Annotated in this window: 21 protein-coding genes and 5 pseudogenes; 16 read left to right on the top strand and 10 right to left on the bottom strand. The window is 65.7% G+C overall.

The genetic code is table 11. The annotated features are described in order from the left end of the window. Positions 1–70 precede the first annotated feature (70 nt). The 3 pseudogenes from C5E41_RS18890 to C5E41_RS18880 all read right to left on the bottom strand — a co-directional run. Positions 71–433, bottom strand: a pseudogene (locus C5E41_RS18890) (nuclear transport factor 2 family protein); the annotation flags it as partial. A gap of 395 nt (positions 434–828) precedes the next feature. Then, a pseudogene (locus C5E41_RS35185) lies at positions 829–1,443 on the bottom strand (transposase family protein); the annotation flags it as partial. A 659-nt stretch (positions 1,444–2,102) separates the two neighbouring features. Continuing rightward, positions 2,103–3,083: pseudogene (locus C5E41_RS18880) on the bottom strand (IS701 family transposase); the annotation flags it as partial. A 309-nt stretch (positions 3,084–3,392) separates the two neighbouring features. Between C5E41_RS18880 and C5E41_RS35985 the strand changes: the two are divergent. The 8 genes and pseudogenes from C5E41_RS35985 to C5E41_RS35180 all read left to right on the top strand — a co-directional run. Further along, positions 3,393–3,764: pseudogene (locus C5E41_RS35985) on the top strand (aromatic ring-hydroxylating oxygenase subunit alpha); the annotation flags it as partial. Positions 3,765–3,782: 18 nt separating this feature from the next. Then, positions 3,783–4,739 carry an RHO alpha subunit C-terminal catalytic domain-containing protein gene (locus C5E41_RS18875; protein ID WP_258081067.1) on the top strand — a complete coding sequence of 319 codons (957 nt, stop codon included), beginning with the start codon at positions 3,783–3,785 and terminating at the stop codon, positions 4,737–4,739. A 2-nt stretch (positions 4,740–4,741) separates the two neighbouring features. Beyond that, positions 4,742–5,104 (top strand): 2Fe-2S iron-sulfur cluster-binding protein, encoded by a 363-nt coding sequence (locus tag C5E41_RS18870; protein ID WP_104377126.1) that lies wholly within the window; start codon positions 4,742–4,744, stop codon positions 5,102–5,104. A gap of 8 nt (positions 5,105–5,112) precedes the next feature. Then, positions 5,113–6,747, top strand: coding sequence for an FAD-binding protein (locus C5E41_RS18865; protein ID WP_104377125.1), 1,635 nt, complete (start codon positions 5,113–5,115; stop codon positions 6,745–6,747). Continuing rightward, positions 6,744–7,733, top strand: coding sequence for a thiamine pyrophosphate-dependent dehydrogenase E1 component subunit alpha (locus C5E41_RS18860; RefSeq protein ID WP_104377124.1), 990 nt, complete (start codon positions 6,744–6,746; stop codon positions 7,731–7,733). Before C5E41_RS18865 ends, C5E41_RS18860 begins: the two co-directional genes overlap by 4 nt. Beyond that, entirely contained in the window at positions 7,730–8,743 is a 1,014-nt protein-coding gene (locus C5E41_RS18855) for an alpha-ketoacid dehydrogenase subunit beta (RefSeq protein WP_104377123.1), read from the top strand. The genes C5E41_RS18860 and C5E41_RS18855 overlap by 4 nt, the downstream gene beginning before the upstream one ends. Before the next feature lie 38 nt (positions 8,744–8,781). After that, complete coding sequence (locus C5E41_RS18850; RefSeq protein ID WP_104377122.1) at positions 8,782–9,006, top strand: biotin/lipoyl-containing protein; 225 nt, start codon at positions 8,782–8,784, stop codon at positions 9,004–9,006. A 6-nt stretch (positions 9,007–9,012) separates the two neighbouring features. Continuing rightward, on the top strand, positions 9,013–9,162 hold the full coding sequence (locus C5E41_RS35180) for a hypothetical protein (RefSeq protein WP_258081077.1): 150 nt from the start codon (positions 9,013–9,015) through the stop codon (positions 9,160–9,162). Positions 9,163–9,287: 125 nt separating this feature from the next. Here the strand turns inward: C5E41_RS35180 and C5E41_RS35175 are convergent. The 3 genes and pseudogenes from C5E41_RS35175 to C5E41_RS18835 all read right to left on the bottom strand — a co-directional run. Beyond that, positions 9,288–9,533: pseudogene (locus C5E41_RS35175) on the bottom strand (cytochrome P450); the annotation flags it as partial. A 27-nt stretch (positions 9,534–9,560) separates the two neighbouring features. Next, positions 9,561–10,592, bottom strand: coding sequence for a TIGR03617 family F420-dependent LLM class oxidoreductase (locus C5E41_RS18840; RefSeq protein WP_104377209.1), 1,032 nt, complete (start codon positions 10,590–10,592; stop codon positions 9,561–9,563). A 229-nt stretch (positions 10,593–10,821) separates the two neighbouring features. Then, the gene (locus C5E41_RS18835; RefSeq protein WP_104377120.1) at positions 10,822–11,892 is read right to left on the bottom strand and encodes an acyl-CoA dehydrogenase family protein; all 1,071 of its coding nucleotides are present in this window, start codon (positions 11,890–11,892) and stop codon (positions 10,822–10,824) included. A gap of 181 nt (positions 11,893–12,073) precedes the next feature. On the opposite strand from C5E41_RS18835, the gene C5E41_RS18830 reads away from it, so the two are divergent. The 5 genes from C5E41_RS18830 (at position 12,074) to C5E41_RS18805 (ending at position 17,699) form a co-directional block, all read left to right on the top strand. Next, positions 12,074–13,618, top strand: coding sequence for a class I adenylate-forming enzyme family protein (locus C5E41_RS18830; RefSeq protein ID WP_104377119.1), 1,545 nt, complete (start codon positions 12,074–12,076; stop codon positions 13,616–13,618). Positions 13,619–13,625: 7 nt separating this feature from the next. Then, complete coding sequence (locus C5E41_RS18825; RefSeq protein WP_104377118.1) at positions 13,626–14,774, top strand: acyl-CoA dehydrogenase family protein; 1,149 nt, start codon at positions 13,626–13,628, stop codon at positions 14,772–14,774. A gap of 13 nt (positions 14,775–14,787) precedes the next feature. Then, a complete protein-coding gene (locus C5E41_RS18820; RefSeq protein WP_104377117.1) occupies positions 14,788–15,933 on the top strand; it encodes a thiolase family protein in 1,146 nt (381 codons plus the stop codon). Further along, positions 15,933–16,730 (top strand): crotonase/enoyl-CoA hydratase family protein, encoded by a 798-nt coding sequence (locus C5E41_RS18815; RefSeq protein WP_104377116.1) that lies wholly within the window; start codon positions 15,933–15,935, stop codon positions 16,728–16,730. The genes C5E41_RS18820 and C5E41_RS18815 overlap by 1 nt, the downstream gene beginning before the upstream one ends. Before the next feature lie 318 nt (positions 16,731–17,048). After that, positions 17,049–17,699 (top strand): hotdog domain-containing protein, encoded by a 651-nt coding sequence (locus tag C5E41_RS18805; protein WP_258081066.1) that lies wholly within the window; start codon positions 17,049–17,051, stop codon positions 17,697–17,699. A gap of 25 nt (positions 17,700–17,724) precedes the next feature. Here the strand turns inward: C5E41_RS18805 and C5E41_RS18800 are convergent, their stop codons facing one another. Genes C5E41_RS18800 through C5E41_RS18785 form a run of 4 tightly spaced genes read right to left on the bottom strand, consistent with a single transcriptional unit; the run spans position 17,725 to position 22,928 of the window. Then, positions 17,725–18,138: a nuclear transport factor 2 family protein gene (locus tag C5E41_RS18800; protein ID WP_258081065.1), complete on the bottom strand. Its 414-nt coding sequence runs from the start codon at positions 18,136–18,138 to the stop codon at positions 17,725–17,727. 27 nt (positions 18,139–18,165) lie between these two features. After that, a complete protein-coding gene (locus C5E41_RS18795; RefSeq protein ID WP_104377114.1) occupies positions 18,166–18,891 on the bottom strand; it encodes an ABC transporter ATP-binding protein in 726 nt (241 codons plus the stop codon). Further along, complete coding sequence (locus C5E41_RS18790; protein WP_104377113.1) at positions 18,888–21,641, bottom strand: branched-chain amino acid ABC transporter permease/ATP-binding protein; 2,754 nt, start codon at positions 21,639–21,641, stop codon at positions 18,888–18,890. The genes C5E41_RS18795 and C5E41_RS18790 overlap by 4 nt, the downstream gene beginning before the upstream one ends. Before the next feature lie 42 nt (positions 21,642–21,683). Further along, entirely contained in the window at positions 21,684–22,928 is a 1,245-nt protein-coding gene (locus C5E41_RS18785; protein ID WP_104377112.1) for an ABC transporter substrate-binding protein, read from the bottom strand. 332 nt (positions 22,929–23,260) lie between these two features. Between C5E41_RS18785 and C5E41_RS18780 the strand changes: the two genes are divergently transcribed. Genes C5E41_RS18780 through C5E41_RS18770 form a run of 3 tightly spaced genes read left to right on the top strand, consistent with a single transcriptional unit; the run spans position 23,261 to position 25,960 of the window. Continuing rightward, positions 23,261–24,091 (top strand): enoyl-CoA hydratase/isomerase family protein, encoded by an 831-nt coding sequence (locus C5E41_RS18780; RefSeq protein WP_104377111.1) that lies wholly within the window; start codon positions 23,261–23,263, stop codon positions 24,089–24,091. Between the two features lie 9 nt (positions 24,092–24,100). After that, positions 24,101–25,087, top strand: a complete 987-nt coding sequence (locus C5E41_RS18775) for an NAD(P)H-dependent flavin oxidoreductase (protein WP_104377110.1) — start codon at positions 24,101–24,103, stop codon at positions 25,085–25,087. A 21-nt stretch (positions 25,088–25,108) separates the two neighbouring features. Then, positions 25,109–25,960, top strand: coding sequence for an alpha/beta fold hydrolase (locus C5E41_RS18770; protein WP_104377109.1), 852 nt, complete (start codon positions 25,109–25,111; stop codon positions 25,958–25,960). Positions 25,961–25,974 lie beyond the last annotated feature (14 nt).

Below are 25,974 nucleotides of genomic sequence, written 5' to 3'. Positions count from 1 at the left end.
TCTCCGGACTGCCGCCCACCGGCGCTGCGACGCCGTGCGAGCGAGCCCACTCTGTCGTTGTGCGCGCGCTCTACTGCGACCACCGCGCCGCGAGGAACGAACCCGGGGCTGTCGTATCGACCGCCACCAAGCGGTGTGCAAGGAGCCAGCGGTCGCCGACCGGGACGAACGCGTCCCGATACCGGCCCCAGTGGTCCGCACCATCGGGCCCGAACACCACGAAATAGGCGCGGGTTCCGATGCGCTCGGGGGTGATCGAGTCGAACACCGGATCGGTGACGAAATGGCGCTGGAAGAACTTCGCTCCCGAACGCGTGCGCCGCGGTTCGGCAGGGGCGGCGCCTGCGCCGAGCATCGCGACGATCGCGTCCCGTCCCGTCGCGGTGGACCTGCCCTTGATCTCGAGTGTGCCGTCCGGAGCAAAACATTCGGCGAGTTCGGTGAGCGCGGCTCCGGCGCGGAAGTATTGCCAGTTCGGGTGTCGATGGGGTCCACTTCAGCTCTGCTTCGCTCGAGTTCTGCCGTTCTCGGACAGAGGTGTTGCCGGGCCAACACCACAAGTATTACCTATATAACTAGGTAGTCGGCAAGGATTCGATAGAAAGTGGCCACATCTTCACGGCCGGTACCACCCGAATGGAGGGCAGCATGAAGATTCTTGTGTACGGCGCGGGCGGGTTCCTCGGTTCCGCACTCATCCGCCGTTTCGTCGCCGGTGGACACACCGTGCGGGGGCTGGTCCGCAACAACACCGCCGCGGACGCTCTCCCTCGATGAACCACGCGGTCCCGGTCCAAGTGTTGGCGATCTCCCGCAACTCGGTGTGACACCCAAGTAGCCCAGATCGGCCAGCACCTTGCGGTCATCGGCGGTCCACTCGGTCAGCAGCGGCACCATGTACTGGTCGGCGCGCAGCGCGGTGATGTCGTGGGTCCGGCCCGGCGCCACCGCCGACACCCACAGTGGCCACCCGTCCGGAGCGGTCACGACCTGCACGTTCCCGCCGTGCCCGTGATGTTTCCCCGACCACCACAGATCGATGCGAGCACGGTTCGGGCCGGACGTGCGCTTGCCGGCCGGCGTGGGACCCGGTTCGCTACACCGGTCGATGTGAACGAGCATGCCGTCGACATCGAGGTGTTCGTAGCCGGCCGCCCGGGCGGCCAGCAGCGCCCCGCGCAGTCCTGGCGCCCGCGCGGCGAATACGTCGATCGCCTCGTGCAACGCGTCATAGCAGGTGGTCAGCCCGATCGCATTGTCCAGTGCGAGCTGTTCGACACGGGTGCCGTCGGTGAACCACCGCAGCACCAGCACCGCGTGCTCCATGCAGGTCAGAGCCCTCCACCGGGTTCCGAGGTCGCGGCGGCGCAGGGCCAGCCACTCCTCGACGGCGAAAACTGTCCGCTCCGGGATGGCAAGAACGGCAACGTATGACACACTCATCGGGCGCGGGACCTCTGTGAAGTTGATCTTTAGTCGGACCTACTTCATACCAGGGGTTCCGCGTTTCTCGTTACGCTGCAACCAGTCTCAACGGTCAGCATACCGCCAGCAAGTGGCAGCCCAGGGGCGGCTACCCGGAAAGGCTCACTGGGCATCGCACCACATTCCGGAGGTTGCACCGGCCGCGAAAGAAATACTGGTGCAGGGTGTGGCGTCGGTTTTCAGACGTCTTTCCGACGGATGGACATTTGCATCAACTGGAGATTGGGATTCAGGCAGTATAGCTTTCACCGTATTACGCGAATCGCGCGACGCACTGCTCCGTACGCCTGGACACAGTCGCCGCTTTCCTGACATGCTCTTATCCCTCAACATCCTTTCGGACCGAGGTAAGTCATCCGATTCAAGAACATTCCTCCGAGTTCTTCCCGACCCCGCCGGGAATACGACAAAGTGCCTCGCGGCGCAACTTCACCATGTCGCGCGGGTCTCCCAGCGCACCGTCCCTGACATCTGGACCCGGCCGCTGGTTTCACATGGCATGCTCTTGTCCCCCTTAACCTTTCGGTACGGGGTAAGCCATCAGACCCAGGAATCCTCCTTCCAGTTCCTCCCGGCTGAACCGGGGATATGACGGAGCGCCTCGTGGCGCACAACGCCTCTTCCACGTGCCAGCGGGACCCCGCGACCCAGGCCAGGTCGACCAGCCGCGAACGGGCCGGGCCGTGACAGAGGTAGTAGGCGATCTCGAGTTCGCCCTTACTGTTGGGAGTCAGCGAGCGACGCGCCAACAACCAATGCCCGCGCCCGCGTTTCCAGGTCCCGTCGATCTGCCGGTACGCCCAGTCGTATTCGCGTGGCCCGTGCGCGCCGGCGCCCACCGACAACCGCTGCCACCGGCTCGCGGGCAGCTCCGCGATCAGCGCCTCGGCGCGCGCGGCGCGGTCGGCGCGGGTGGTCATCACGTGGTCACAGCGCGTGGCCATCACATACGACACACCATGGCCCTCCAGCCACTCACGCAGGTACCCGGCCTGACCGTAGGCCTCGTCGGCGGTGAACCACGAAAACGGCACCCCCGCCGCCAACGCCCGCTCCAGCATGGCGATGGCCTGACGCGGCTTGGTCGCGAACTCGACCTCGTCGGGGATACCCGCGTCCCGGCACCGGTCGCGGTCATCGATCCAGGACTGCGGAATATACAGCTCTCGGTCGATCAGCGCATGCCCGCGTGGCGATGCATAGGCCAGGAACGTGCCGATCTGACAATTCTCGGTGCGCCCGGCCGTGCCCGAGTACTGCCGCTGCACCCCCGCCGAACGCCTGCCCTTCTTGAGGAAACCCGTTTCGTCGCAGATCAACACCCCCTCGGGATCACCCAGATGCTCGACCACATACGCGCGCACGTCGTCGCGGACACCGTCCACATCCCACCCACCCGTACGCAACAGCCGCTGAATCCCATCCGGGCACACCGCACCGGCATGCTCGGACACCGTCCACCCGTTCTTGCGCTCCAGACCCGCCACCAGGCCCGACACATACTCCCGCGCCCGCGCCCGCGGCTCCACACGCCCGAACCGGCCCCCGATCCGCGACATCAACGAATCCAACTCGGCCACAACACGATCCAACACCACACGCAAGATCAACCAGAACCCCACCACCGAAACGCCGTTGCAGTACTAACCTACCTTTCGGCGACATCGTCCAGCGAGCGGCATCGTGCGGCCGTCCGCGCGTTCGAATCGATCCTCGCCGGAGGACTCCCAGTTCTCGGGGGTTGACCCGGCTTCCTGGCCCTTCGTGCCTGCTCTCTCGCCGCTTCGTCTACGCGGACGTAGTTATCTTGGTGCACCTATTGACAACAGTGCTGGCCGCGCGGCAAACTAACTGAGCGATCAGTTAGTGATTCGAGTCACATATCTTGGTCGCTCATCTATTTTCGTATGGAGGCACGAGTGACTACGTTCGCCGACCAAACCCAGACATCTACCGAGTCCGTTCCGTACGCGATCGTCGACCCGACGCAAATTCCGGTCGAGCGGTATTTCTCTGCTGAATTCGCCGAGCTGGAGAAGAAGAAGCTGTGGCCACGCGTATGGCAGGCGGCCTGCCGCTTGGAGGAGATCCCTGAAGTCGGTGACTTCACGGAGTACCAGGTCGTGGGCCAATCGATCGTCGTCGTGCGCGAGAGCGAGACATCGATCAAGGCGTACTTCAATGCCTGCCGGCACCGCGCGACCGCACTCGCTGACGGAACCGGAACGTTTCACGGCGGGCAGATCGTATGCCCATACCACGGATGGCGGTGGAACCTCGACGGTAGCAATTCGTATGTGTATGCCGAACGCGGTTTCGCGCCCGCGTGTCTGAATCCCGAGAACCTCGCATTGCGAGAGTGCCGGGTGGGCACCATGTTCGGGATGGTCTTCATCAATATGGACCCGGAAGCCGAGCCGCTGGAAGTCGCGATGGCCGGCATTCGGGAGAAATTCGATCTGATCGGATTCGACCGAATGAAAGTGCGGTGGTGGAAACACCTGATTCTTCCAGCAAATTGGAAGATGGCACAGGAGGCATTCATGGAGGCCTATCACGTGATGCAGGCCCATCCGTCGCTGAGCATGGGTGCCGCCGACGAGGATTACAACATCGACGCCCTCGGTGGTGACTTCGAGTGTTTCGAAGGGGGACATGGGCATTCGCTCCTGGGCAGCAGCACCGAGGCGCCTGTGGCGGGAATGTCGATGGCTGATTACCTCATTCAGTTCAACAATGCGCTGTATGTCGGTACCGACGCGTATGCGACCGATCGGGAGATGTTCATTCAGCAAGGACTGCTCGAGCGAGATATCGCCGACGAGGACTTTCCGATGGCGTTCTTCCAGGCGCTGTACGAGTATGCTGGAGGCGCGGGAATCCCGCTGCCCCCGCCCACTACCGAAACCAGCGGATACGGGCACATTTTCCCGAACATCACCGTATTGCCCGCCTATGGAAACTCGATCATCTACCGGGTACGTCCCAACGGAGACGATCCCGAGTCGTGCATTTTCGAGGTGTGGGCGGTACAGATTCCCAGGGCCGAGGACGCGGAACCTGATCGCCCCGAGTTGCAGGGCCCTGTGCCGATCGAGGACTGGCCGCAGATCTTCAAGGAAGACTTCCTGAACATCGATCGTCAGCAGCGGGGAATCCACACGATGGGACTGCCCCACCTGACGATGTCCGAAAAGTACGAAGCCATGATTGTCAACAGCCACAGGACAATCGACAAATATCTCGCTCGCTGATCATGGCGAAAGTGCGGATAGAACCTGCCGGTATCGACCTCGATATCCGTGCCGGTCAAACTGTGTTCGACGCTGCGATATCTGCCGGAATGACCTGGCCGACAATATGTTATGGCCAAGCACGATGCACGGCGTGCGCGCTGCGTGTCGTTGACGGAAGGCAGAACGCCGGCCCCATCGAGGCCCAGGAGCGCGATGCGCTGAAACAGATGGCCGCCCGCCGGCGCCGGAACACCATGCGAGACACGCGTCTTGCCTGCCGGATGACCGTGAGCGGAGATCTCACCGTCGAAAAGCCCGGCGTCGCACAACAGGCAGGATCATTCGATCGGCCGGAGCAGCGCAGATCAATACAGGAAAGTTGACAATTGGTATGAACAGTGCCGAAAACGAGGATCCGACCTTCGACGTCATTGTGGTCGGATTCGGCGGCGCGGGAGCCTGCGCCGCCATCGCGGCAGCCGATGCGGGCGCATCCGTGCTCGTTTTGGATCGCGCCTACGGCGGCGGGTCGACATATCACTCCGGCGGCGTCGTGTACGCAGGGGGAGGGACCAGAACCCAACGCGAAGCCGATGTCCCGGACACACCGGACAACATGTTCGCCTATTTGAAACAGGAGACCGCAGGTGTAGTCACCGACGAGACACTGCGGCGGTTCGCCGACGGCAGTCCGGAAATGATCGAGTGGCTCGAAGCACAGGGCCTCGAGTTCGAGGGCAGTGTATGCCCCTACAAGACGTCGTATCCCACCAACCGGCATTATCTCTATTATTCGGGGAACGAACTGGCCACCGGATATTCGGAGGTTGCCACCCCGGCCCCGCGTGGTCACCGCACGAGGGCGAAGAACTTCTCGGGCGCCACGTATTACGGGAAACTGCGTGACTCGGCGCTCGCGAAGGGGGTGACCTTCCGGCCCCTGGCGCAAGCCAAACGACTCATCGTCGAGGACGACACGGTCGTCGGTGTGGAATTTCTCGCGCCTGACCTCACCGACATGCCCACCGCACGCTTCAGGAATTTCTCCGTGTTCGCCGCGAAGATGGCGATCTGGTATCCGCCGCTGGGGGATCGGCTGAATCGGATCGTCGAACGCGATCGCCTCCGGCGCAGTAAGCCATGGAGAGCTCGCGCCCGGGGAGGGGTCATCCTCGCTACAGGAGGCCACGGATTCGACAAGGCCTTGATGGCACAGCACGCACCGGCCTGGGTAGAGGTGCCGCCGCTGGGAACGATCGGTGACGACGGAGCCGCACTGGCACTGGCTTCACCGGTGAATGCGAGCACCGGCCGGATGGAGTCGATCTCCGGATGGCGATTCATAGCACCGCCGTCGGCCTTCATGGAAGGCATAGTCGTGAACAAGCAGGGTGCCCGTATCGCCAACGAGCAGCTGTACGGTGCGACCCAGACCAAGCCGCTGATCGAAGAGCACGGCGGCACAGGGTTTCTCATCGTCGGTGCGGATACGTGGCGTAAGGCGCGGTCGCAATTGAGAACGCAGACCGCCTTCTTCCACGCGCCACAGATGGCCTACCTGTTCAGCCCGTTCGGCCACCGGAAGGCAGGCTCGCTGCGCGCGCTCGCGGGCAAGATCGGCGTGGACCCCGACGGTCTGGAGCGAACCGCGTCGTCGTACAACGCGGCGATCGGAAACGGCGACGCCGACCAGTTCGGGAAGACGGGCGATTTTCGGCATCCACTGGCAACCGGTCCCTTCTACGCGATCAACCTGTCCCCGAATGTGTCCTCGGCCTACCCTCTCAAATTCATTACCCTCGGCGGGCTCGTGGTGGATGAAGGATCGGGGCAGGTCGTATCGACCGGCGGCAAGCCGATACCAGGGCTCTATGCCGCGGGACGATCGGCCGTCGGAATTTGCAGCAACAGCTATGTGTCGGGATTGTCGCTGGCCGACGGCGTGTTCTCCGGCCGCCGGGCGGGCGAACACGCGGCCGCCCAACTCTCGACGACGACGCACCGCGAGATTCAGGAAACGACATGACCACAGCCACAGTTGTCCCCGACGCCGCAACACAGGTCGGGTTGTATCGAACCGCAGTCCGGATCAAGAAATCCGACGAGAAATACCTCTCCCTCATGCGGAGCGGCGCGATCAGCGGCATGTACTACTCACCTCGCGGCCAGGAGTTCGCCGCGGTCGGCGTCGCCGCCCATCTGCGTGTGGACGACTATGTCGTCACGACCTACCGAGGACTTCACGACCAGATCGCGAAAGGCGTTCCGCTGCGCGAACTCTGGGCCGAGTTCGTGGGTAAGGCGGCGGGATCGTGCGGCGGTAAGGGAGGGCCGATGCACGTCACGTCGCCCGCACACGGATTGATGGTCACCACCGGCGTGGTCGGGTCCGGTATGCCCATCGCCAACGGCATCGGTCTGTCGGCCCGGATGCGTGGGACAGATCAAGTCACGGTGGTCAACTTCGGCGACGGCGCGACGAATATCGGTGCGTTTCACGAATCGATGAATCTCGCGTCGATCTGGAAGCTCCCTGTCGTCTTCGTCTGCCAGAACAACAAATACGCGGAATACACCCCGCTCGCCAACGGAACCGCGATCACCTGCATCGCCGACCGCGCCGCTGCCTACTCGATGCCGGGCGTCACCGTCGACGCCAACGACCCACTGGCGATCCATGCGGTTGCCGGCGAGGCGGTAGACCGCGCACGATCCGGCCAGGGGCCCACCCTCATCGAAGCGATGACCTACCGCTTCAACGGGCACGTCATCGGAGACGACCAGATATATATCCCCGAGGACGAACTGCGGGCCGCCATCGATGCCGATCCGGTGTTCCGATTCCGCGAGCATCTGCTGGACGAATCGATCGCCACCGTGGGGGAATTGGATGCCATCGATGCCGAGGCGGCCGCGGAGGTCGAGGACGCCGCCGACTTCGCGCTCAAGGCACCATGGCCCGACCCGTCCACCCTCACCACCGACGTCTACGCCCAGGAGGTAACGGCATGACGGTACAAGTCGAACCACCAGCGGTCTCCACCCGAGAACTGATGTTCGTTCAGGCGGTCAACGACGCACTCGACGTCGCGATGGGCATGGACGACACCGTCTTCGCGTTGGGCGAGGACATCCAGGATCCCAAGGGTGGTGGATTCGGCGTTCACAAAGGGCTCGGCACGAAATACGGCCCCATGCGCGTACTGCCGACGCCGATCTCCGAGCAGGCGATCATGGGCGCGGCAATCGGGTCCGCCATCACCGGCATGCGGCCCGTCGCGGAGATCATGCTGATGAACTTCATCCATGTGTGTGCGGACCAATTGATCAATCACGCCGCAAAACTGCGGTACATGTCCGGTGGTCGCACGCCGGTGCCGGTGACGGTACGGACGACCACGGGAACCGGTGGCGGGTTCGGCGCGCAGCATTCGGACATGCTCGAAGCCAATCTCGTGCACGCCGCGGGCTTGAAGGTGGTGGTGGCCAGCAATCCGGCCGATGCCAAGGGACTTCTGTTGTCCTCCATATTCGACGACGATCCGTGCGTATTCGTCGAAATGTCGGGGCTCTATTTCTCGTCGAAAGGCGCGGTGCCCGTCGGTGACCACCGCGTTCCGCTGGGCGTCGCCGCCATCGCTCGCCCCGGCAGTGACGCCACGATTCTGACCTATGGCAGGCAGGTCGTCGAAAGTCTCGCGGCCGCAGAGACATTGACGAAGGAGGGCATCGACGTGGAGGTGGTGGATCTTCGCACACTGCAACCGCTCGATGTGCCGACCATCCTCGCCTCCGCGAGCAAGACGAAACGGGTGGTCGTTGTGCACGAGGCAGTGCGCCGTAACGGTTTCGGCGCCGAGCTGGCCGCGATCGTCCAAGAAGAATTGTTCGGCGAGCTGGCGGGCCCTGTCCTGCGTGTGACGGCCCCCAACACTCCGGTGCCATATGCCGGAGTTCTCGAGCAGGCATTCCTGCCCGGCCAGGACAAGATCGCCGCCGCCGTCCGATCCCTCGCGGGCTGAGTACCGACGCAGCCACCATCTACCGAAGAAAGGGCACCGTGGAAATCAAGATACCGCAGCTGGGAGTCACGATGACCGAAGGCGAGATCACCGAATGGCTTGTCGAGGACGGTGATTCGGTCAAGGCGGGAGATTCGATCTACACCTTGGCGACAGACAAGACGGAAACCGATATCGAGTCCCCGGCCGCCGGCACGATCCGGATACTGGGAGAGACCGAGCAGGTCTACCCCGTGGGAACCGTTGTCGGCCGGATCGAATAACGTGGAATGAGTCAGAGTAGGACTGAAGTCACGACGCACACCGGACACGACAGCCGCAACGATTTCCGAACCTTCGACGGCGAGGGTGTCGTCGACGTGATGGAGACCATGGACTTTCCGAGATTTCCCGAAGGAGTGGTGAAGTCGAGGCCGTAGGTCAGTGCGTTGTTGTGGAAGTGCAGGTCGGTTTCGTCGGCGGCCAGGCGCGACTCGGGCAGGCGCTCGAACAGGATCGGCCAAGCGACCTGCATTTCCACGCGCGAGGGGTTCTGCCCGAGGCATTGGTGCACACCGAAGCCGAATCCGATGTGGCGGCGCTGTTCTCGGCTGATGTCCAGGGTTTCGGGGTGGTCGAAGACCGCGGGGTCGCGGTTTGCGGCGGGCAGGTTGCAGATGACGCCTTCTCCGGCGCGGATGAATGTGCCACCGATTTCGGTGTCCCGCAGGCAGACTCGGCCTGGCCGAGGGGTATGCGGATGACGCAAACCCCGCGGGAGGCCGCGTTGTCGCTGTGGTCGACCGTGCACGGCGAGGATGCCGCGACGAGTGGTCGATCAGATCTGGCCGGAACGTAATGCGCCGGCGAACTCCAGTTGCAGCTCCGGTGTCGGGATGCCGATGTTGTTGATCTCGTACCGCGTGACCACGTCGCCGAGGCGGTCGAGTAGCGCCGAGGCGGCTGCGGCGGGTGTTCCGACGACCGCGAACAAGTCGAGGATCTCGTCGTCGATCAGCGTCCCCATCTCCGACCATTTGTCGGCGCGGTCACTCTTGGACAGGCGGGTCAGCTCGTCGCCGAGCTCGCCGAGGCCGTGGAGTTCCAGCACCGGCCGATAGGCAGGCGTCGAACCGTAGAAGGCGATCTGACGGCGTACTGCGGTCACCGACGTCGCCAGCGTTTCCTCGGTGTGCCCGACTGCCGCGAACGTGGACGCCACGACCTCGGGCGCGGACGCGGGAGCGGCGGTGGCGGCTCGGCCCTTGGCCAAGGCGGGCAGGGTGATCTCGCGTAGATACCTGTCGGTCGAAAAAGGGTGCAGCAGTAGACCGTCGGCGACGGCACCCGCTGTTTCGGTCATCTTCGTGCCGACGCCGGCCAGCAGGATCTTGGGGTCGGGTCCTTCGGTCACCGGCGTGAACATCGGTGTCATCAGCGTGTGCGAATAGAACTCACCTTGAAAGTTCAACTTCTCGCCGGTGGCCCAAGCGGACCAGATGGCGCGCATCGCGGAGACGAACTCGGCCATCCGTGCGGCCGGTGAACTCCACGGCATCGAGAAGCGCCGCTCGATATGCGGCTTGATCTGGCTGCCCAAACCCAGGGTGAGCCGCCCGCCGCTGTAGTCCTGCAGGGCGCGGCCCTGCACGGCCAGTGTCATCGGGGATCGTGCGAAGGCGACGACGATATTGGTCAGCAGATCGACCCGCTCGGTGGCGCCGGCCGCAATCGTCAGGTGCAGCAACGGATCCGAGACGACCTCGCTGTAGGAGACGCCGTCGAATCCGCTCGATTCGGCGTCGCGGGCCATGGCGGCGACATCGGCGAGGGCGCCGGTGGGGGAGGACAGGGGCAGATCGACCTTCATGATTCTCCGGTTCTGGAAACGAAACATCCGCACTGGCCGGGGCGCGATGCGAATGCTTCGAATTCGGTTGTGCTACTCGGTTTCCGCGGTGTGCGCCCGGGCCAGTGCCAGGCCCTCGTCGCGGGTGGGAGGCGATCGATACCACCCTCGAGTGCATCGGATGCCTCGAGCCGGCGAAGTTCGGGTTGGGCGTGCGGCGCGTCTGACCGGATGCGAAATATGTTGTCGCTCAACGGCTGACGAGCCGACGGCGGTGCCAGCTCACGGAGCCGTTCAGCAACTCGTCCACCTTGATCCGGCGGGTCAGCAGATGTAGGTCGTGCTCCCAGGTGAATCCGATGCCGCCGTGCACCTGCAGCGCGATCGAGGCGACTGTGCTGGTCGCCTCGCCGGCGTAGGCCGCGGCCGCCGATACCGCGGCGGTGCGGCGGGTGGCGTCGGTACCGTCGAGCGCGACGGCGGCGGCCCACAGCGTAGCTCGCGATGCCTCGGTTTGCAGGGCCATATTCGCGCAGTGGTGCTTGACCGCCTGGAACCCGCCGATCGGCTGTCCGAACTGGCTGCGCTGACCGGTGTACTCGACCGTCTGCTCCACCAATCGTTCGGCAGCGCCCAGCGCGTCCATCTTCCGGTAGCAGGCGAGTGCGTCCGCGAGGTAGGAGACGGTGCCCTCCGGCACGGCCGTCCAGCGCTCGGCGGGCACCGTCACATCGAGGTCCAGGATCGACCACGATCGGGTGAGGTCGAGCGTCTCGAGGGTGCGAACATCGGCGCCCGCGCTGCCGCCCGGCACATGGGCGAGCACGTCGGTCCCGTTCGACGATGTTGCGGCAATGAGGAATCCGGTGGCGTCGGGCAGGGCCGTGGCAGGCGCGGTGGGACCGCTGATCCGCAGTTGCGCCTCGTCGAACTCCACGGTGAGCGGGGTGTCGTCGGCCGAGGCGAGCACCAGTGGGACCGAGGCGCTGCCGCCCGCGTTCGCTTCGGCGAGTGCGGCCAGGGGGTGGTCGAGTGTGTCGAGTGCGGCGGTGGCCAGGGCCAGCTCGGCCAGCGGCACGGCGCTCGCTGCCCTACCGTGTTCTTCGACGAGCACCGCGAGATCGACGTGGGTGCCACCCATCTCGGCGGTCAGCAGGCCGATCAGCCCCGAGTCGACGATGTGCTTCAGGGCGATGTCGGGGACCCGGGCGGGACCGTCGTCGATGGTCGGCCGAAGGTGGGCGATCGGGTCGTGTTTGACCAGCCACGCGCGTTCACTGGCGGCCAGGTCTTCCTGTTCGGCACTCAATGCGAAATCCACGGCGTTCCTTCCTCGAAAGCCTACTGAATGTTGACCTAGTTAACCATGTCAGCTATCTTATGAATAGAGCATACGACAGCCGGGGTTCCGGCACGCGTGATCATGGCGATCGATATTGCCGAGAGCCGACATACGGCGTCCCGGCTCGGTGGCCCGCTACCGCAAGAGTGGGAGGAAACGAATGACGAGCATCAGAGGTGCGCTGGCGCGGCTATGGGAGGCCGACGACGACGCCCCCATGATCCAACAGGGTGACACCTGGTTCGCCTGGGGGCAGGTCCGCGCGCTTGCGGAGACCTTGGACGCCGCACTGGCAGCGGCCGGATGTCACGAGGGCAGCAGGGTCGGTGTGGTGCTCGACAACCGGATGGAATCCATTGCCGCACTTATCGCCATCCTCGGCAAGGGACGCACGGTCATCACCCTCAACCCCATGCAGCCCGTGGCGCGACTGAGCGCCGATATGGGCAGCGCGCACCCGCGCGCGGTGCTGGCGCCGGCCGCCATGTGGAGCGAGCAGGTCTTCCGGAGCGCGGCCGAAGCCGGCGGCATAATCGGATTCGCCGTCGATGGTTCTACGGTCGTCGCCACGACCGAGGCGAACGCGGCCACCGCGCCGGAGCCCGACGGCGAGATCGCCGATCCGGTCGGCGTGGAGATGTTCACCTCGGGTACCACCGGCCCGCCCAAGCGAATTCCACTCACCTGGCGTCAGCTCGAGGCCGCGCTCACCGCCGTGCACGGGCACACCGGCGCTGCCGGACCGGCCGACCGCAAATTACTCACGGGACGTGTCGCACTGGTCACCCTTCCGATCGTGCATATCGGCGGTCTGTGGGGTGTGTTGCAGAACCTGGCCGAGGCGAGGCCGTTCGTGATGCTCCCACGCTTCACGGTCGAAGGCTGGTGCGCGGCGGTGAAGGAACACCGGCCGAAGGTCGCGGGTCTGCCGCCCGCCGGTATGCGTGCGGTGATCAGCTCCGATGTTCCGGCCGAGGATCTGTCCAGCCTGCGTGCGATCACCGCGGGTACGACTTTCGTCAATCCGGACCTCGCCGACGAGTTCACCGCGAAGTACGGTATCCCGGTGCTGATCATGTACGGCGCCACCGAGTTCTCCGGAGCCATCGCCGGGTGGACCAAGCCCATGTACGCGGAATGGTGGACCAAGAAGCGTGGCAGCGTCGGGCGGGAGATGCCGGGTGTGCGACTGCGCGCGGTCGCCGAGGACGGCACGGTCTTGCCGGTCGGGGAGTCCGGGCGCCTCGAGGTCAGCTCCAGTCAGACCGGCACCGGCAAACACGAGTGGGTCCGCACATCGGACCTCGGCCATCTCGACGAGGACGGATTCGTCTACATCGACGGTCGCGCCGACGACGCGATCATCCGGGGCGGGTTCAAGATTCAGCCCGAGACGGTGGCCGAGGCGCTGCGCGCCCATGACTCGATTCTGGACGCCACGGTATACGGCCGCGACGACGAACGACTCGGGAAGGTGCCGATCGCGGTCGTGGAACTGCGCGAGGGTGCCACGGAGGTCCCCGAGGACGAACTGAAAGACTTCTGCCGCCGCCAGCTCACCGCCTACGAGATCCCGGTGCGGATCTACACGGTGCCGGAGTTGCCGAGAAGTGTGTCGCTGAAGGTGGATCGGCGTCGCCTACTCGAAATGGTCGGGGAGATAGACGAATCCGCGGCGGTATCAGCAGCGGCATCGGGAAGGTAGCCGAAGGATGCAACGAGAGATCTTCGAAGCCGAACACGACCAGTACCGCGAAACGGTTCGCGAATTCCTGGCCCGCTACGCGACTCCGTATCAGGAGCAGTGGGAGAAAGACGGCATCATCGACAAGCAGTTGTATGTCGAGGCCGCCAAATTCGGTCTGATCGGCTTCTCGGTTCCGGAGGAGTTCGGCGGGGGCGGGATGTCCGGCGATTTCCGCTACAACGCGATCGTCGCCGAGGAAGTGACCCGGGCATCTTCGGGCGGCCCCGCATTCACCCTGCAGAACGACGTACTCGCTCCCTACATGCTCGATCTCACCAACGACGAGCAGAAGGCTCGGTGGCTGCCAGGGTTCGCGCGCGGCGAGCTGGTGGCGGCCGTGGCGATGACCGAACCGGGCGCGGGCAGCGACCTGCAGGGCATCCGGACCTCGGCGCGCAAGGACGGCGACGACTGGGTGCTGACCGGTTCGAAGACCTTCATTTCCTCCGGCATCCATGCCGATCTCGTCATCGTGGTCGCGCGCACCGATCCCGATGCCAAGGCCAGCGCCGCGTTCACGCTGCTGGCCGTCGAACGCGGGATGGCGGGATTCACCCGGGGCCGCAACCTCGAGAAGCTGGGCATGCACTCCCAGGACACCGCGGAACTGAACTTCGATCAGGTGCGGGTGCCCGCGGCCAATGTGATCGGTGAGGTCGGCAAGGGATTTCTGCATCTGATGCGCAACCTGCCGATGGAACGGCTGTCCATCGCTGTCTCGGCCGTCGCGTCGTGCCGGACACTGCTGGATACTACTCTCGAATATGTCAAGTCCCGCAAGGCATTCGGCGCGCCGATCGGGTCGTTCCAGTCCAACAAGTTCGAATTGGCGACCCTCGAGACGGAGGTCGATCTCGCGCAGGTCTACGTCGACCGCGCCATCACCGCGCTGAACGCGGGCACCCTCGACGGCGTCGACGCCGCGAAGGCCAAATGGTGGACCACCGAACTGCAGCAGCGCCTGATCTACACCTGCCAGCAGATGCACGGCGGCTACGGGTTCATGATGGAGTACCCGATCGCCAAGGCCTACGCCGATGCTCGGATCCAGACGATCTACGGCGGTTCGACACAGATCATGAAGGAAATCATCGGGCGCTCGCTCGGACTGTAGAAAGGAAAACCCTATGGGTGCAGTAATTGTCGAGGCCGTCCGGACCCCGGTCGGCAAGCGCAACGGTGGTCTTTCCGGAATTCATCCCGTCGACCTGTCGGCCCTGGTGCTGCAGGAACTGGTGAAGCGCGCGGGTATCGAACCCGAGCTGATCGAGGACGTCATCTGGGGCTGCGTCGGGCAGGTCGGCGAGCAGACCCACGACATCGCGCGCAATGCGGTGCTCGCCGCGGGCTGGCCGGAGTCGGTGCCGGGCGTGACCGTCGACCGTCAGTGCGGTTCGTCGCAGCAGTCGCTGAACTTCGCTGTGGCCAGCGTGCTCGCCGGTCATTACGAAGCCGTGGTCGCCGGTGGTGTCGAGTCGATGTCGCGGGTGCCGATGGGTGCGGCGGTGGCCGGCGGTGGAAATCCGCTCAGCCCCAAGTTCATCGAGCGCTACAACACCGCGCCCAACCAGGGCATCGGCGCCGAGATCATGGCCGAGAAGTGGGCGCTGACGCGTACCGAAGTCGACGCGTTCTCGGCTCGCTCGCACGAACGCGCCGCGGCCGCGCAGGACGCCGGACTGTTCGACGCGCAGATCGTGCCGGTCACCCTGCCCGACGGGACGGTCGTCTCGAAGGACGAGGGCATCCGCCGCGGCACCACCGTCGAGAAGCTGGCCGGCCTGAAGCCGGTCTTCAAGGAGGACGGTGTCATCCACGCGGGCAACGCCTCGCAGATCTCCGACGGTGCGGCCGCGCTGCTGATCGTCAGCGACGAGTTCGCGGCCAAGCATGGGTTGACGCCGATCGCCCGTGTGCACACGGCGGTCGTCGCCGGCGCCGATCCCGTGATGATGCTCGGCGCCCCGATCCCCGCCACCGAGAAGGCGCTGGAGCGTTCCGGCCTGACGGTGGACGACATCGGTGTGTTCGAGGTCAACGAGGCCTTCGCTCCGGTGCCGATGGCGTGGCAGAAGGAGATCGGCGCGCCGGAGGAGAAGCTGAACCCCAACGGCGGGGCCATCGCCCTGGGTCATCCGCTCGGCGGCTCCGGCGCTCGCATTCTGACCGACCTGATCTTCCACATGCGCCGCAACGACATTCGCTACGGTCTGCAGACGATGTGCGAGGGCGGCGGCCAGGCCAACGCCACGATCCTCGAGCTGGTGAAGTGATGACAGCGGCAACCGAGACCGCGGCCCTGGTCGAACGTAAGGGCAATGTCCTGCTGATCACCATCAATCGTCCCGAGGCCCGCAACGCGGTCAACGCCGCGGTGAGCGCCGCCGTCGGCGAGGCGCTGGTCGAGGCGGACAACGATCCGGAGGTCCGTGTCATCGTGGTCACCGGTGCGGGGGACAAATCCTTCTCCGCCGGCGCGGACCTCAAGGCGATCTCGCGCGGGGAAAACGTGCTCGCACCCGGCAAGGAGCATTGGGGTTTCGCCGGATTCGTGCGCCACGTGATCAGCAAGCCGACGATCGCGGCGGTCAACGGCACCGCGCTGGGCGGGGGCACGGAATTGGCCCTCGCCGCCGACCTCATCGTCGCCGCGGAGAGCGCCAGCTTCGGACTGCCCGAGGTGAAGCGCGGCCTGATCGCCGGTGCGGGTGGGGTGTTCCGGCTGCCGGCGCAGATTCCGCAGCGGCTGGCCATGGAGATGATTCTCACCGGTGACCCGATCTCGTCCGCCACTGCCCGCGAGTACGGCCTGATCAACCAGGTCGTGCCGGACGGCACCGTGGTCGAGGCCGCGCTCGCGCTGGCCGAACGAATCGCGGTCAACGCGCCGCTGTCGGTGCAGGCCAGCAAGCGGATTGCGCTCGGTATCGAGGCCGGTGACCGCCCCGGCGAGAACGAGGGGTGGGTCCGCTCGGACGCCGAGTGGGAGGGTCTGATGGGCAGCGAGGACGCCAAGGAGGGCCCGCTGGCCTTCGCCGAGAAGCGCGCTCCGGTATGGAAGGCGCGGTAGTCGACCGAAAACCCGTTGCGCTCGAATAGAAATCGAGCACGCAGTGAGTAGAGTCCGTCCCTGGCGAATTGCGGCCAGGGGCGGACTCTTCACATGTGCGGGCCGGTCGCGTATGCCGCCGTACTGTCGTGCGCAGCACTGATTGCAGCGGCGCGCACGATCGCCGGATAGGCGTCTCGGGTGTGCGGGGCTTGCCGTTCCGGAGTGGGCCGGTGAGGTTGTCGCAGCTCGGGGAGATCGGCCTCCTGCTCGAGGCGAAGGAAGTCGGCGATACCGGTTGGTTCGTGGCTGTTCACCCACGTGTTCGAAAGGAAGTTCATGTTGCACAAGGACAACAGCGGATCGGCGCACGGCGAGCCTTACGACGCCAGCCCGCTGTCGGGCGAATCGGCGTGGAAGGTGGCGGCCGCCGAGAGTGCCCAGCAGTTCGACGCGATGATCGAATCGCTACGGGCGCTGCAGGATCGGGTGGCCGGATCGAATCCGCCGATATCGGAGATGATCGAGGTCACCAAGCGGATCGATGAGATCGAGAGGCTGCTGTCGGGGTACCAGGTCCCGTATGCCGAATCGGTGGCCGGCCGTCTCGAGGTGCCCGGGCGGGGGCAGGCGATGGCGCCCGCGTTCGTGGTGGACCACGGCGACGCCGCCCAGGTGAGCGGGCGGGTGAGCTTCGGTCGCGCCTATCTCGGCGGCGGGGGAGCGGTGCACGGCGGGGCGATTCCGCTGGTATTCGACGAGGTACTCGGCCGACTGGCCACCGCCGGCGGCCGTTCCCGCTCCCGCACCGCGTACCTGCATGTGAACTACCGGGCCATCACGCCGCTCGAGCGTGAACTCAGCCTCACCGCCCGCTTCGACCGGGAGGAGGGCCGCAAGCGCTTCCTGACCGGGGAATTGCGCGACGGTGACACGCTGCTCGCCGATGCGGAGGGATTGTTCGTGGCACTGCGGCCCGGACAGCCCTGAGCTCCGCGCGGTCGGCTTTTCGCGTTCACCGCTGCCGTGCGAGTTGTGTTCCCATCGCGTCGACGACGGCCTGCAAGGCTTTGAACGGGCGGATCATGACGGTGAACTCGGTCAAGCGGCCGTCGGCATCCCAGCGAATGATGTCGACCCCATCGATCACCAGTTCGTCGACGGACGCGGAGAAGCGCAGCACGGCGGAATCTCCCTCGTACCACTCCTGGCTGTAGGTCATCGTCGGACCGAGGACCTGCAAGGCCGCCCACAGATAGGCGAAGGCGCGGTCTCGACCGTTTTGGGGTGTGTTCACCGCCGGTGACCGGAATACGACGTCGGGCGCGAGTAGATCTCGCAGCCCCGCGGCGTCAGGGTTGTCGACGAGCCGGTGCCACGCGGTCACCGGGGGCGGGGTCTCGGTCGTGGCGTTGGTCTGCATCTGCATGTGCCTCCGTGTCGATGTATCTTCGGGTCAGGCGCCGGCGACGGTTACCGCTTCGCCCAGATAGGCGTGCTCGATCTGTTCCGGATCGGCCGCGAGTTCCGTGGCGCTGCCGCGCAGTACATCGCGTCCGTGGGCGAGAACGATTGCGGTATCGGCGATTTCCAGAGCCAGTCGCACGTGCTGCTCGACGAGGATCACCGCGGTGCCCTTGTCGTCGGCGACCCGGCGGATCACCGGGAGTAGCGATTCGACGATCACCGGAGCCAGGCCCATGCTCAGCTCGTCGATCAGCAGTACCTTCGGCTGCTGCATCAGCGCCCGCCCGATCGCGAGCATCTGCTGCTCACCGCCGGAGAGCATACCCGCGGAAACATCGAGCCGCTCGCCGAGCCGGGGGAAGTAGTCGAGGATATCGGTGACGGCCGGACCCGAGCGCTTGCGCGCCAGCGCCAGATTCTGCTTGACCGACAGGCCGGTGAACAGTGAGCGGTCGTCTGGCACCAGCACCAGCCCGGCTCGTGACGACGCCCGCGCCTGGCCGGGTTTGACGGAGGTCCCGGCGATGGAGATGGCGCCGCCGAGGCCGGGCAGCAGTCCGGCGAGAGTCATCAGCAGGGTGGTTTTGCCGGCCCCGTTGGGTCCCAGCAGGCAGAGCACTTCGCCCTCGGCGAGTGTGAGGTCGAAACCACGCACGCACGGCCGCCCTTTCGAATAGCCGGCGTCGACTGCGGCGCATTCGAGAACCGTGGTCATGCGGAGACCTCCGTGGGGGCGTGGGTGGTGCCGAGGTAGGCGCGCACCACATCGGGATCGGACCGGATTTCCTCGGGTGTGCCCTGGGCGATGACGCGGCCCAGGTCGAGCACCACGATCCGGTCGCAGATGTCGAGTACCAATTCCATATCGTGGTCGACCATCAGCACCGTCACTCCGGCATCACGCACGGCCTTCAAACGCGCACCGAGCCACTGGCTTTCGGTGCTGTCGAGGCCCGCGGCCGGTTCGTCGAGCAGGACGATGCGCGGGCGACCGGCCAGCGCGCGGGCCACCGAGACCAGTTGACGCTGACCCTGTGACAGTTCGCTGACCGAGCGATCGGCCACGGCCTCCAGATTCAGGACACCGAACAGGGCGTCGATATCCGGCGGCGTGGATCCTTCGCCGGGGCGCCCGGCCGCGGCGACGGTGCCGACCGCGACGTTCTCGCGCACGGTCAGATCGTCGTACAACTCGATGCCCTGGAAGGTCCGGCCGAGGCCGAGTTTGCTCCGCTTGTGCGGTTCGAGCCCGTCGATGCGCCGCCCGCCCAGGGCCACCGTGCCCGATGCGGACGCGAAGCCGCTGAGGGCGTCGATGCAGGTGGTCTTACCGGCGCCGTTGGGCCCGATCAAACCGACGATCTCGCCGGCGCGGACGTCGAAGGTGACGTCGTCGAGTGCGACCACGCCGCCGTATCGGACGCCGATGCCGGTGGCGGACAGCAGGACCTCCTCCGAGACCTCGCGCAATCGCGGTGGCGCCGCGGGCACCGGCGTCGCCGGCTTCCGGTCCGGTGTGGTGCGAGTCCGGCTGAGCCACCGGCGGATTCGCGCCGAATGCTGATGCAGGTGGCCCGCGAGGCCCTCGGGGTACTGGATGACCGTCAGCACCAGCAGGATGCCGGAGAGGACGGAGTAGTAGTCGCCGAGATGCAGGACTCGGTCCATGAAGATGAACAGGATTCCGCCCGCGCCGATGACCCCGGCGAGGATGCCACCCGACACGCAGGTGATGCCCGCGATGTAGACGATCGCGAACAGTCCGATGCCGGCGAGTACGGAGAACGATTCGGCGGTCGCCACGGTCTGCTGATATCCCATCAGCGCCCCACCCAGCCCGGCGATGAACGCGCTGATGGCGAACGCCTTGATCTTGGTGCGGGACACATTGATTCCCGACGCCGCGGCCGAGCGCTCATTGGCCCGCACCGCGAGCATGGACGCGCCGAGACGGCTGGTCCGCAGTTTTGCCACGACCAGTGCGACCGCGACCAGCACCACCAGGCAGACGATTCCGAACGCGAGGCGCGGATACGCCTGTCCCGCTCCGATGCCGAGGTCGATGCCGAACAGGGTCGGATTCTTGATGTGCGCACCGCTGAGGCCACCGTTGAGGTTGCTGTTGCGGAACCAGAACGCGTCGAGAAATACCGCCAGCGCCAGGGTGACGACAGTGACGGGCAACCCCCGGATCCGCAGTGCCGGCAGTCCTACGACCACGCCGATCACTGTGGCCGCAAGCGCCGCCAGGATGGGTGCGATCGGAAACGGAATGCCGAGGTCGCTGGTCAGTCGGCTGAGGGTGAACGCGCCGATGCCCGCGAGCGTGAGCTGGGCCAGCGAAATCTGTCCCGCGAATCCGGTGACGACGACCTGGGACAGTGCGACCACCGCCAGGATCAGGGTGGTGATGACCGCGGCACGGTAGCTGCCCGAGGTTGTCACCAGCGCGACCAGTGCCACCACGATCGACAGGACGGTCGGGACGAGCACGCCTTTCGGTCGCGGCGCCCGGCCCAGCGTCTGGACGATGACGGCGCCCCGCGACGGTAGCGGCCGGCCCCGGACAACCAGGAAGATGAGGATCAGCACCAGCGGAACCAGTTCGGCCATACCGGATTTCGGGAACCAGTCGATGGTGCTCTGCAGATGGGTCGTCTCCGACTGCAGCATGCCGATGCACAGACCGGCGATCACCGTCACTCCCAGCGCGGTGAAGTTGCCGACCAGCGCCGCGGCGAGCGCGGGCACGATGAACAGCGTGTAGGAGACCGGGATGAGCGGCACGATCGGTGCGATCAGGATGCCGCTCAGGCCGGCCACCATCGTGCTCAGCGCCCAGTTGCCGAAGGCGATGCGCTCCGGTGAGAGCCCGGTGACCAGAGCGCCTTTCTCCGACTCGGCCGCGGCGCGGGTGGCCAGGCCGAAGCGGGTCCAGCGGAACGACAGGGTGAGAACCAGCGCGAGCGCCAGGATCACCGCGGCGAACCACACCCGGTCCGCGGGGATGCGAGCATCGCCGAGGGTCAGAGCCCCGGTCGGCAGAATCGCCTTCACCGAGACCGGGGTGGTGCCGACCCGCACGGCCAGCAGGGCTTGCACGAACAGCATCACGCCGATCGAGGCCACCGCCTTCGCGACCGGAGGCGCGGTGCGCAGCGGCCGGAAGACGATGGCGTAGATCGCGATGCCGAGCACGGCCGCGATGGCGAGCGATATCGCCATCGCGGGCCACAGCCCGAGGCGCCCGCCGAGATGAACCGACTTGGCCATCCCGGGAATCGGGTTGAGCAGTTCGCCCTTGCGCAGCATCCCGTACGTGTACGCCACGTACAGAGCCACCGCGCCGGTGCTGAAGTTCACGACGCCCGAACTGCGGAACGTCATCACCAACGCCAGGCCCAGTGCCGCGTAGACGGCGCCGTTGCCCAGCCCCAGCGCCAGGAAGACCAGATGATCAATCACGGAAAGCTCCTCGGATACCACACATTTCGCGCAAGTCAGGACCTATTTGCTGAGCTGCGGGTCGGTGGGCTTGCCGTCTTTGATCGTGACGGTCACCAGTTGAGTGCTGCAGATCGAGGGCAGTTGCGCCATCGCGGTCCCGTTGCAGGTGAAGGTGATGCCGTGGCCGGCGGGCAGCGGCACGTTCTGAGCGGTCTTGATCGCGGTGGACAGCGCCGCGGAGTTCGGATCGCCGGTGACGCCCCGTGCCGCGCGAACCAGGCCAAGCATGCCCTGGTAGCCGGTGTAGGTGTAGCCGCTGATGTCGGTGTTCGGGGCGTACTTCTTCATCACGCTGCGGTACAGCACCGCCTCGGGATCATTGGAGATCAGGTCCGCGGTGGTGAAGACGTGGGCGCCGTCCATCGCGTCGCCAACGGCCTCGGCGGTGGCGGCGTCCAGGCACGGCTGGATCAGCATCTTGTCCTGGGTGGCACCGACATTGCTCAGTGCCTTGACCACCGAGGTGCACATCGTCGCGTCGCCCACCACGGCGACTGCGCCCACATCACTGGATATCCCGGAGCTGACCTGGGGAGTCGCATCAGGGGTGCCGAGGGGAATGGGCACGACGCGCAGATCGATGCCCGCGGCTCCGAAGGCGGCCGAGCCCATCGTCTTCGCGGTGGCGATCGCGGCGCCGGCATCGATCACGAAGGCGCTGACCTTCTTGTACCCCTTGCCGGCGGCGTATTTCGCCATCGACTGCAGGGCGCCGGGGAACCCGCCGGTGAGGGCGTAGGCGTTGGGGGTGGCCATTTCCGCGGCACTCGCGCCGGCGGGAGTGAGGTAGGGGATACCGGCTCCGGTGATGACCGGAGCCATCGCGTCGCCGAAGGCGGTGGTGGTGACCACCACGGCGGCGACCTTGTTCTCCACCATCCGGTTCGCGCAGTCGCGGTTGGACGCCGGATCTTCCTTGCTGGCGCAGCTGACGAGTTCGATGGGATGCCCGGCGATTCCGCCGAGATTGGCGTTCGCGTACTTCGCGACCGCCTCGGCGGACTCGCGACTCGAGGGCATCGACACCGCGGGCCCGCCCTCGGGATTGATCAGCCCGATCTTGATCGGGCTGCCGGTCGCAGGCTTGTCGGGGAAGGCGCTGCTGGGGGCCTCGGCCGAGTTGTTCGAGGAGTTGTCGCTGCTGCTGCAGGCGGTGGCGAGTGCGATCGCGGGAACGAGCGCGATCAGGGCGAGCCGGCCGGCTCGGGTCTTGAGGGGGCGCCAGTTGTCACGCGTATCGGTCATGGGTTTCCTTCTCTCAGCTGAGCGGCACTGCTCATCGGGTGATGTGGATCACAAACCCGGAGTGAGGTAAACGTAGATGTGGAAACTAGATGTGTCAATAAGCAATCTAAGTTGACCAGGTGCCAATTCAGAATGGTTGCGGTGCTGTCCGTCCGCTCGCCTGCGCGAATCGACAGGGATGGGCTCGTTGCGGCCCGGAAACGCGGCCTGTGCATGGAAAAGTGCTGAGAGAAACTAACGAACCCCGCCGACACGGTGGGTCGACCGCGGCGTGCCCCGGTTGTGGTTGCCAAGGGCGGACATAGTAAACTATGTTATCTAAGTAGTCTTCGATGAAGGCGCCGAAGATCGGCGGAGAGGTGGACGCGGTGCAGACGCTGGAAGTCGAACGCCACGACGGTGTGGTGACGGTCGTGATGTCGCGGCCGGAGAAGAAGAACGCCGGCAGCCCGGCCATGTGGCGTGAGCTCGCCGAGACCTTCACCGAGATCGAGCGTACCGCCGGGGACCGTGTGATGGTACTGACCGGGGCCGGTGGTGACTTCTGCTCGGGCGCCGATCTGGAGGGGGTCACCGGCGACGCGCTCGACTACATGAAGCGCGCCAGCCATGCGGCGCAGGCACTGTCCGCGTTGACCATCCCCACCATTGCCAAGGTGGACGGGGTCGCGGTCGGCGCCGGCTGGAATCTCGCGCTCGGTTGCGATCTGGTCGTCGCCACCGAGCGGGCTAGGTTCTCCCAGATCTTCATCCGCCGCGCCCTGTCGCTCGACTTCGGCGGCAGCTGGCTGCTGCCTCGGCTGGTCGGCCTGCAGAAGGCCAAGGAACTGGCCTTCTTCGGTGAAATCCTCTCGGCGGCCGAAGCTTCCGAGCTCGGCCTGGTCACCCGGATCGTGGCCGTCGAGGAGCTCGACGCCACGGTCGAGTCGATGGCCCGCCGGCTGGTGCAGGCGCCCGCCCAGGCACTCTCGCTGACCAAACAGCTACTCGACGCGGCCGCGGACGGCGGCAGCATCGAAGCCGCGCTGCAACGCGAAAACCACGTCCAAGCCAACAACATCGTCGGCGCCGAGGCCGAGGAGGCCAGGGCGGCCTTCATGGAGAAGCGTGCGGCCGTCTTCTATCGGCCTGACGCGCAATCCGCCACCACCGCGCACGTCTAGGAGTCCCCCATGTTGAAGACACGATTCACCGAAGAGTTCGGCGTCGAACACCCGATCGTCCAAGGCGGCATGATGTGGGTCGGCCGGGCCGAGCTCGCTGCGGCGGTATCGGAGGCGGGCGGCCTGGGCATCATCACCGGGCTCACCCAGCCCACGCCGGAGGATCTCGCCAAGGAAATCGCACGCGCCCGGGAGATGACCGACAAGCCGTTCGGCGTCAATCTCACTCTCACGCTGTCGATCAACCCGCCGCCGTACGAGGAGTACCGGCAGGCGATCATCGAGTCCGGGATCACGATCGTCGAGACCGCCGGCTCGAATCCGCAGGTGCACGTCGAGCACTTCAAACAGCACGGCATCAAGGTGATCCACAAGTGCACCAGCGTGCGGCACGCCCTGAAGGCGCAGAGCCTGGGCGTGGACGCGCTGAGTATCGACGGCTTCGAGTGCGCCGGGCACCCCGGTGAGGACGACGTCCCCGGCCTGGTGCTCATCCCCGCGGCGGCGGACAAGCTGACGGTGCCGATCCTGGCCTCCGGCGGTTTCGCCGACGGGCGGGGCCTGGCCGCGGCGCTCGCGCTGGGCGCCGACGGCATCAACATGGGCACTCGCTTCATGTGCACCGTGGAGAGCCCGATTCACCAGCGGATCAAAGAGCAGATCGTCGAGGCGAGCGAACTCGACACCCAGCTCATCTTCCGCCAGTTGCGCAATACCATGCGCGCGGCGAAGAACTCGGTCAGCGAAGAGGTGGTCGAGATCCTCGGTAAGGGTGGACGATTCAAGGATGTGCAGGAGCTGGTCGCGGGCACACGCGGCCGCAAGGTCTATGAGAACGGTGATCCCGAGGCGGGCATCTGGACCGTCGGAATGGTGCAGGGCCTGATCCACGACATTCCGACCGCGGGTGAGCTGGTCACCCGGATCGCCGCCGAGGCCGAAACCGTGCTGCGACGCAACGCGGCGCTGATCTCGGATCCGGTCGTGGTCTCCTGACGCCGGCGGACGAGGAGCGCTATGAGTATCGCGACCACCGAGCCGGGCCGCCCCGTGGAATTCCGCGGGGCCGGTGACCTGCGCCTGGTGGGGGATTGCTGGGGGAGTGACGACGATCCGGTGGTGTTGCTGCTGCACGGAACCGGACAGACCCGGCACTCGTGGAAGAAGACCGGTATCCGACTGGCGGCCAGAGGCTTTCGTGTGGTGGCCATCGATACTCGCGGTCACGGGGACAGCGCGTGGGCACGGTCGGCCGCCGAGTACGACTGGGACATTCTCGCTCAGGACGTGCGTGCGGTCATCGACGAGATCGGGCAACCGGTCACCATCGTCGGGGCGAGTCTCGGCGGACTGACCGGGTTGCAGGTCGCCGGCGACCTGGGTTCGCACCGAATCCGCAAGCTGGTGCTGGTCGACGTCGTGCCCCGGATCGAGCGCGGCGGTGGAACCCGGATCCGGACCTTCATGCTGGGAAATCCGGACGGCTTCGCCAGTCTCGAGGAGGCCGCGGACGCGATCGCGGCCTATCTGCCGCATCGAAAGCGCCCGCACAGCCCGGAAGGCTTGCGCCGCAATCTGAGACAGCGACCGGACGGACGCTGGCGATGGCATTGGGATCCGCAGTTCCTCCGCAAGCCGGAACGCGACCTGGACGCGTGGGTTCGGAAACTGGAATCGTCGGCGGCCGCCCTCGGCGTGCCGATCCTCGTCGTGCGCGGCGCACTGTCTGATGTAGTCAGCCGCGAGGCCGTGGAGAAGTTCCTGGCCGTGGTGCCCAGCGCGCGTTGTGTCGAGTTGGGTGGAGCGGGCCATACCGCCGCCGGTGACGACAACGACGCGTTCACCGAGGCCGTAGTCGAATTCGTTTGAGGAATAAGGAGGCC

The sequence above is a fragment of the Nocardia nova genome (assembly GCF_002933465.1).
Classification (GTDB): Bacteria; Actinomycetota; Actinomycetes; order Mycobacteriales; family Mycobacteriaceae; genus Nocardia; species Nocardia nova_B.
Note: the sequence above shows the minus strand (reverse complement) of the source record. Positions and strands in the feature narration are given on the sequence as shown.

What these genes read in the sequence shown, in the direction of transcription:
- C5E41_RS18805 (WP_258081066.1), top strand. Translation starts at nt 17,049, where the DNA reads ATGTTGCACAAGGACAACAGCGGATCGGCGCACGGCGAGCCTTACGAC.
- C5E41_RS18870 (WP_104377126.1), top strand. Translation starts at nt 4,742, where the DNA reads ATGGCGAAAGTGCGGATAGAACCTGCCGGTATCGACCTCGATATCCGT.
- C5E41_RS18820 (WP_104377117.1), top strand. Translation starts at nt 14,788, where the DNA reads ATGGGTGCAGTAATTGTCGAGGCCGTCCGGACCCCGGTCGGCAAGCGC.
- C5E41_RS18780 (WP_104377111.1), top strand. Translation starts at nt 23,261, where the DNA reads ATGAAGGCGCCGAAGATCGGCGGAGAGGTGGACGCGGTGCAGACGCTG.
- C5E41_RS18795 (WP_104377114.1), bottom strand. Translation starts at nt 18,891, where the DNA reads ATGACCACGGTTCTCGAATGCGCCGCAGTCGACGCCGGCTATTCGAAA.
- C5E41_RS35180 (WP_258081077.1), top strand. Translation starts at nt 9,013, where the DNA reads ATGAGTCAGAGTAGGACTGAAGTCACGACGCACACCGGACACGACAGC.
- C5E41_RS18865 (WP_104377125.1), top strand. Translation starts at nt 5,113, where the DNA reads ATGAACAGTGCCGAAAACGAGGATCCGACCTTCGACGTCATTGTGGTC.
- C5E41_RS18860 (WP_104377124.1), top strand. Translation starts at nt 6,744, where the DNA reads ATGACCACAGCCACAGTTGTCCCCGACGCCGCAACACAGGTCGGGTTG.
- C5E41_RS18770 (WP_104377109.1), top strand. Translation starts at nt 25,109, where the DNA reads ATGAGTATCGCGACCACCGAGCCGGGCCGCCCCGTGGAATTCCGCGGG.
- C5E41_RS18840 (WP_104377209.1), bottom strand. Translation starts at nt 10,592, where the DNA reads ATGAAGGTCGATCTGCCCCTGTCCTCCCCCACCGGCGCCCTCGCCGAT.
- C5E41_RS18855 (WP_104377123.1), top strand. Translation starts at nt 7,730, where the DNA reads ATGACGGTACAAGTCGAACCACCAGCGGTCTCCACCCGAGAACTGATG.
- C5E41_RS18775 (WP_104377110.1), top strand. Translation starts at nt 24,101, where the DNA reads ATGTTGAAGACACGATTCACCGAAGAGTTCGGCGTCGAACACCCGATC.
- C5E41_RS18830 (WP_104377119.1), top strand. Translation starts at nt 12,074, where the DNA reads ATGACGAGCATCAGAGGTGCGCTGGCGCGGCTATGGGAGGCCGACGAC.
- C5E41_RS18815 (WP_104377116.1), top strand. Translation starts at nt 15,933, where the DNA reads ATGACAGCGGCAACCGAGACCGCGGCCCTGGTCGAACGTAAGGGCAAT.
- C5E41_RS18800 (WP_258081065.1), bottom strand. Translation starts at nt 18,138, where the DNA reads ATGCAGATGCAGACCAACGCCACGACCGAGACCCCGCCCCCGGTGACC.
- C5E41_RS18785 (WP_104377112.1), bottom strand. Translation starts at nt 22,928, where the DNA reads ATGACCGATACGCGTGACAACTGGCGCCCCCTCAAGACCCGAGCCGGC.
- C5E41_RS18825 (WP_104377118.1), top strand. Translation starts at nt 13,626, where the DNA reads ATGCAACGAGAGATCTTCGAAGCCGAACACGACCAGTACCGCGAAACG.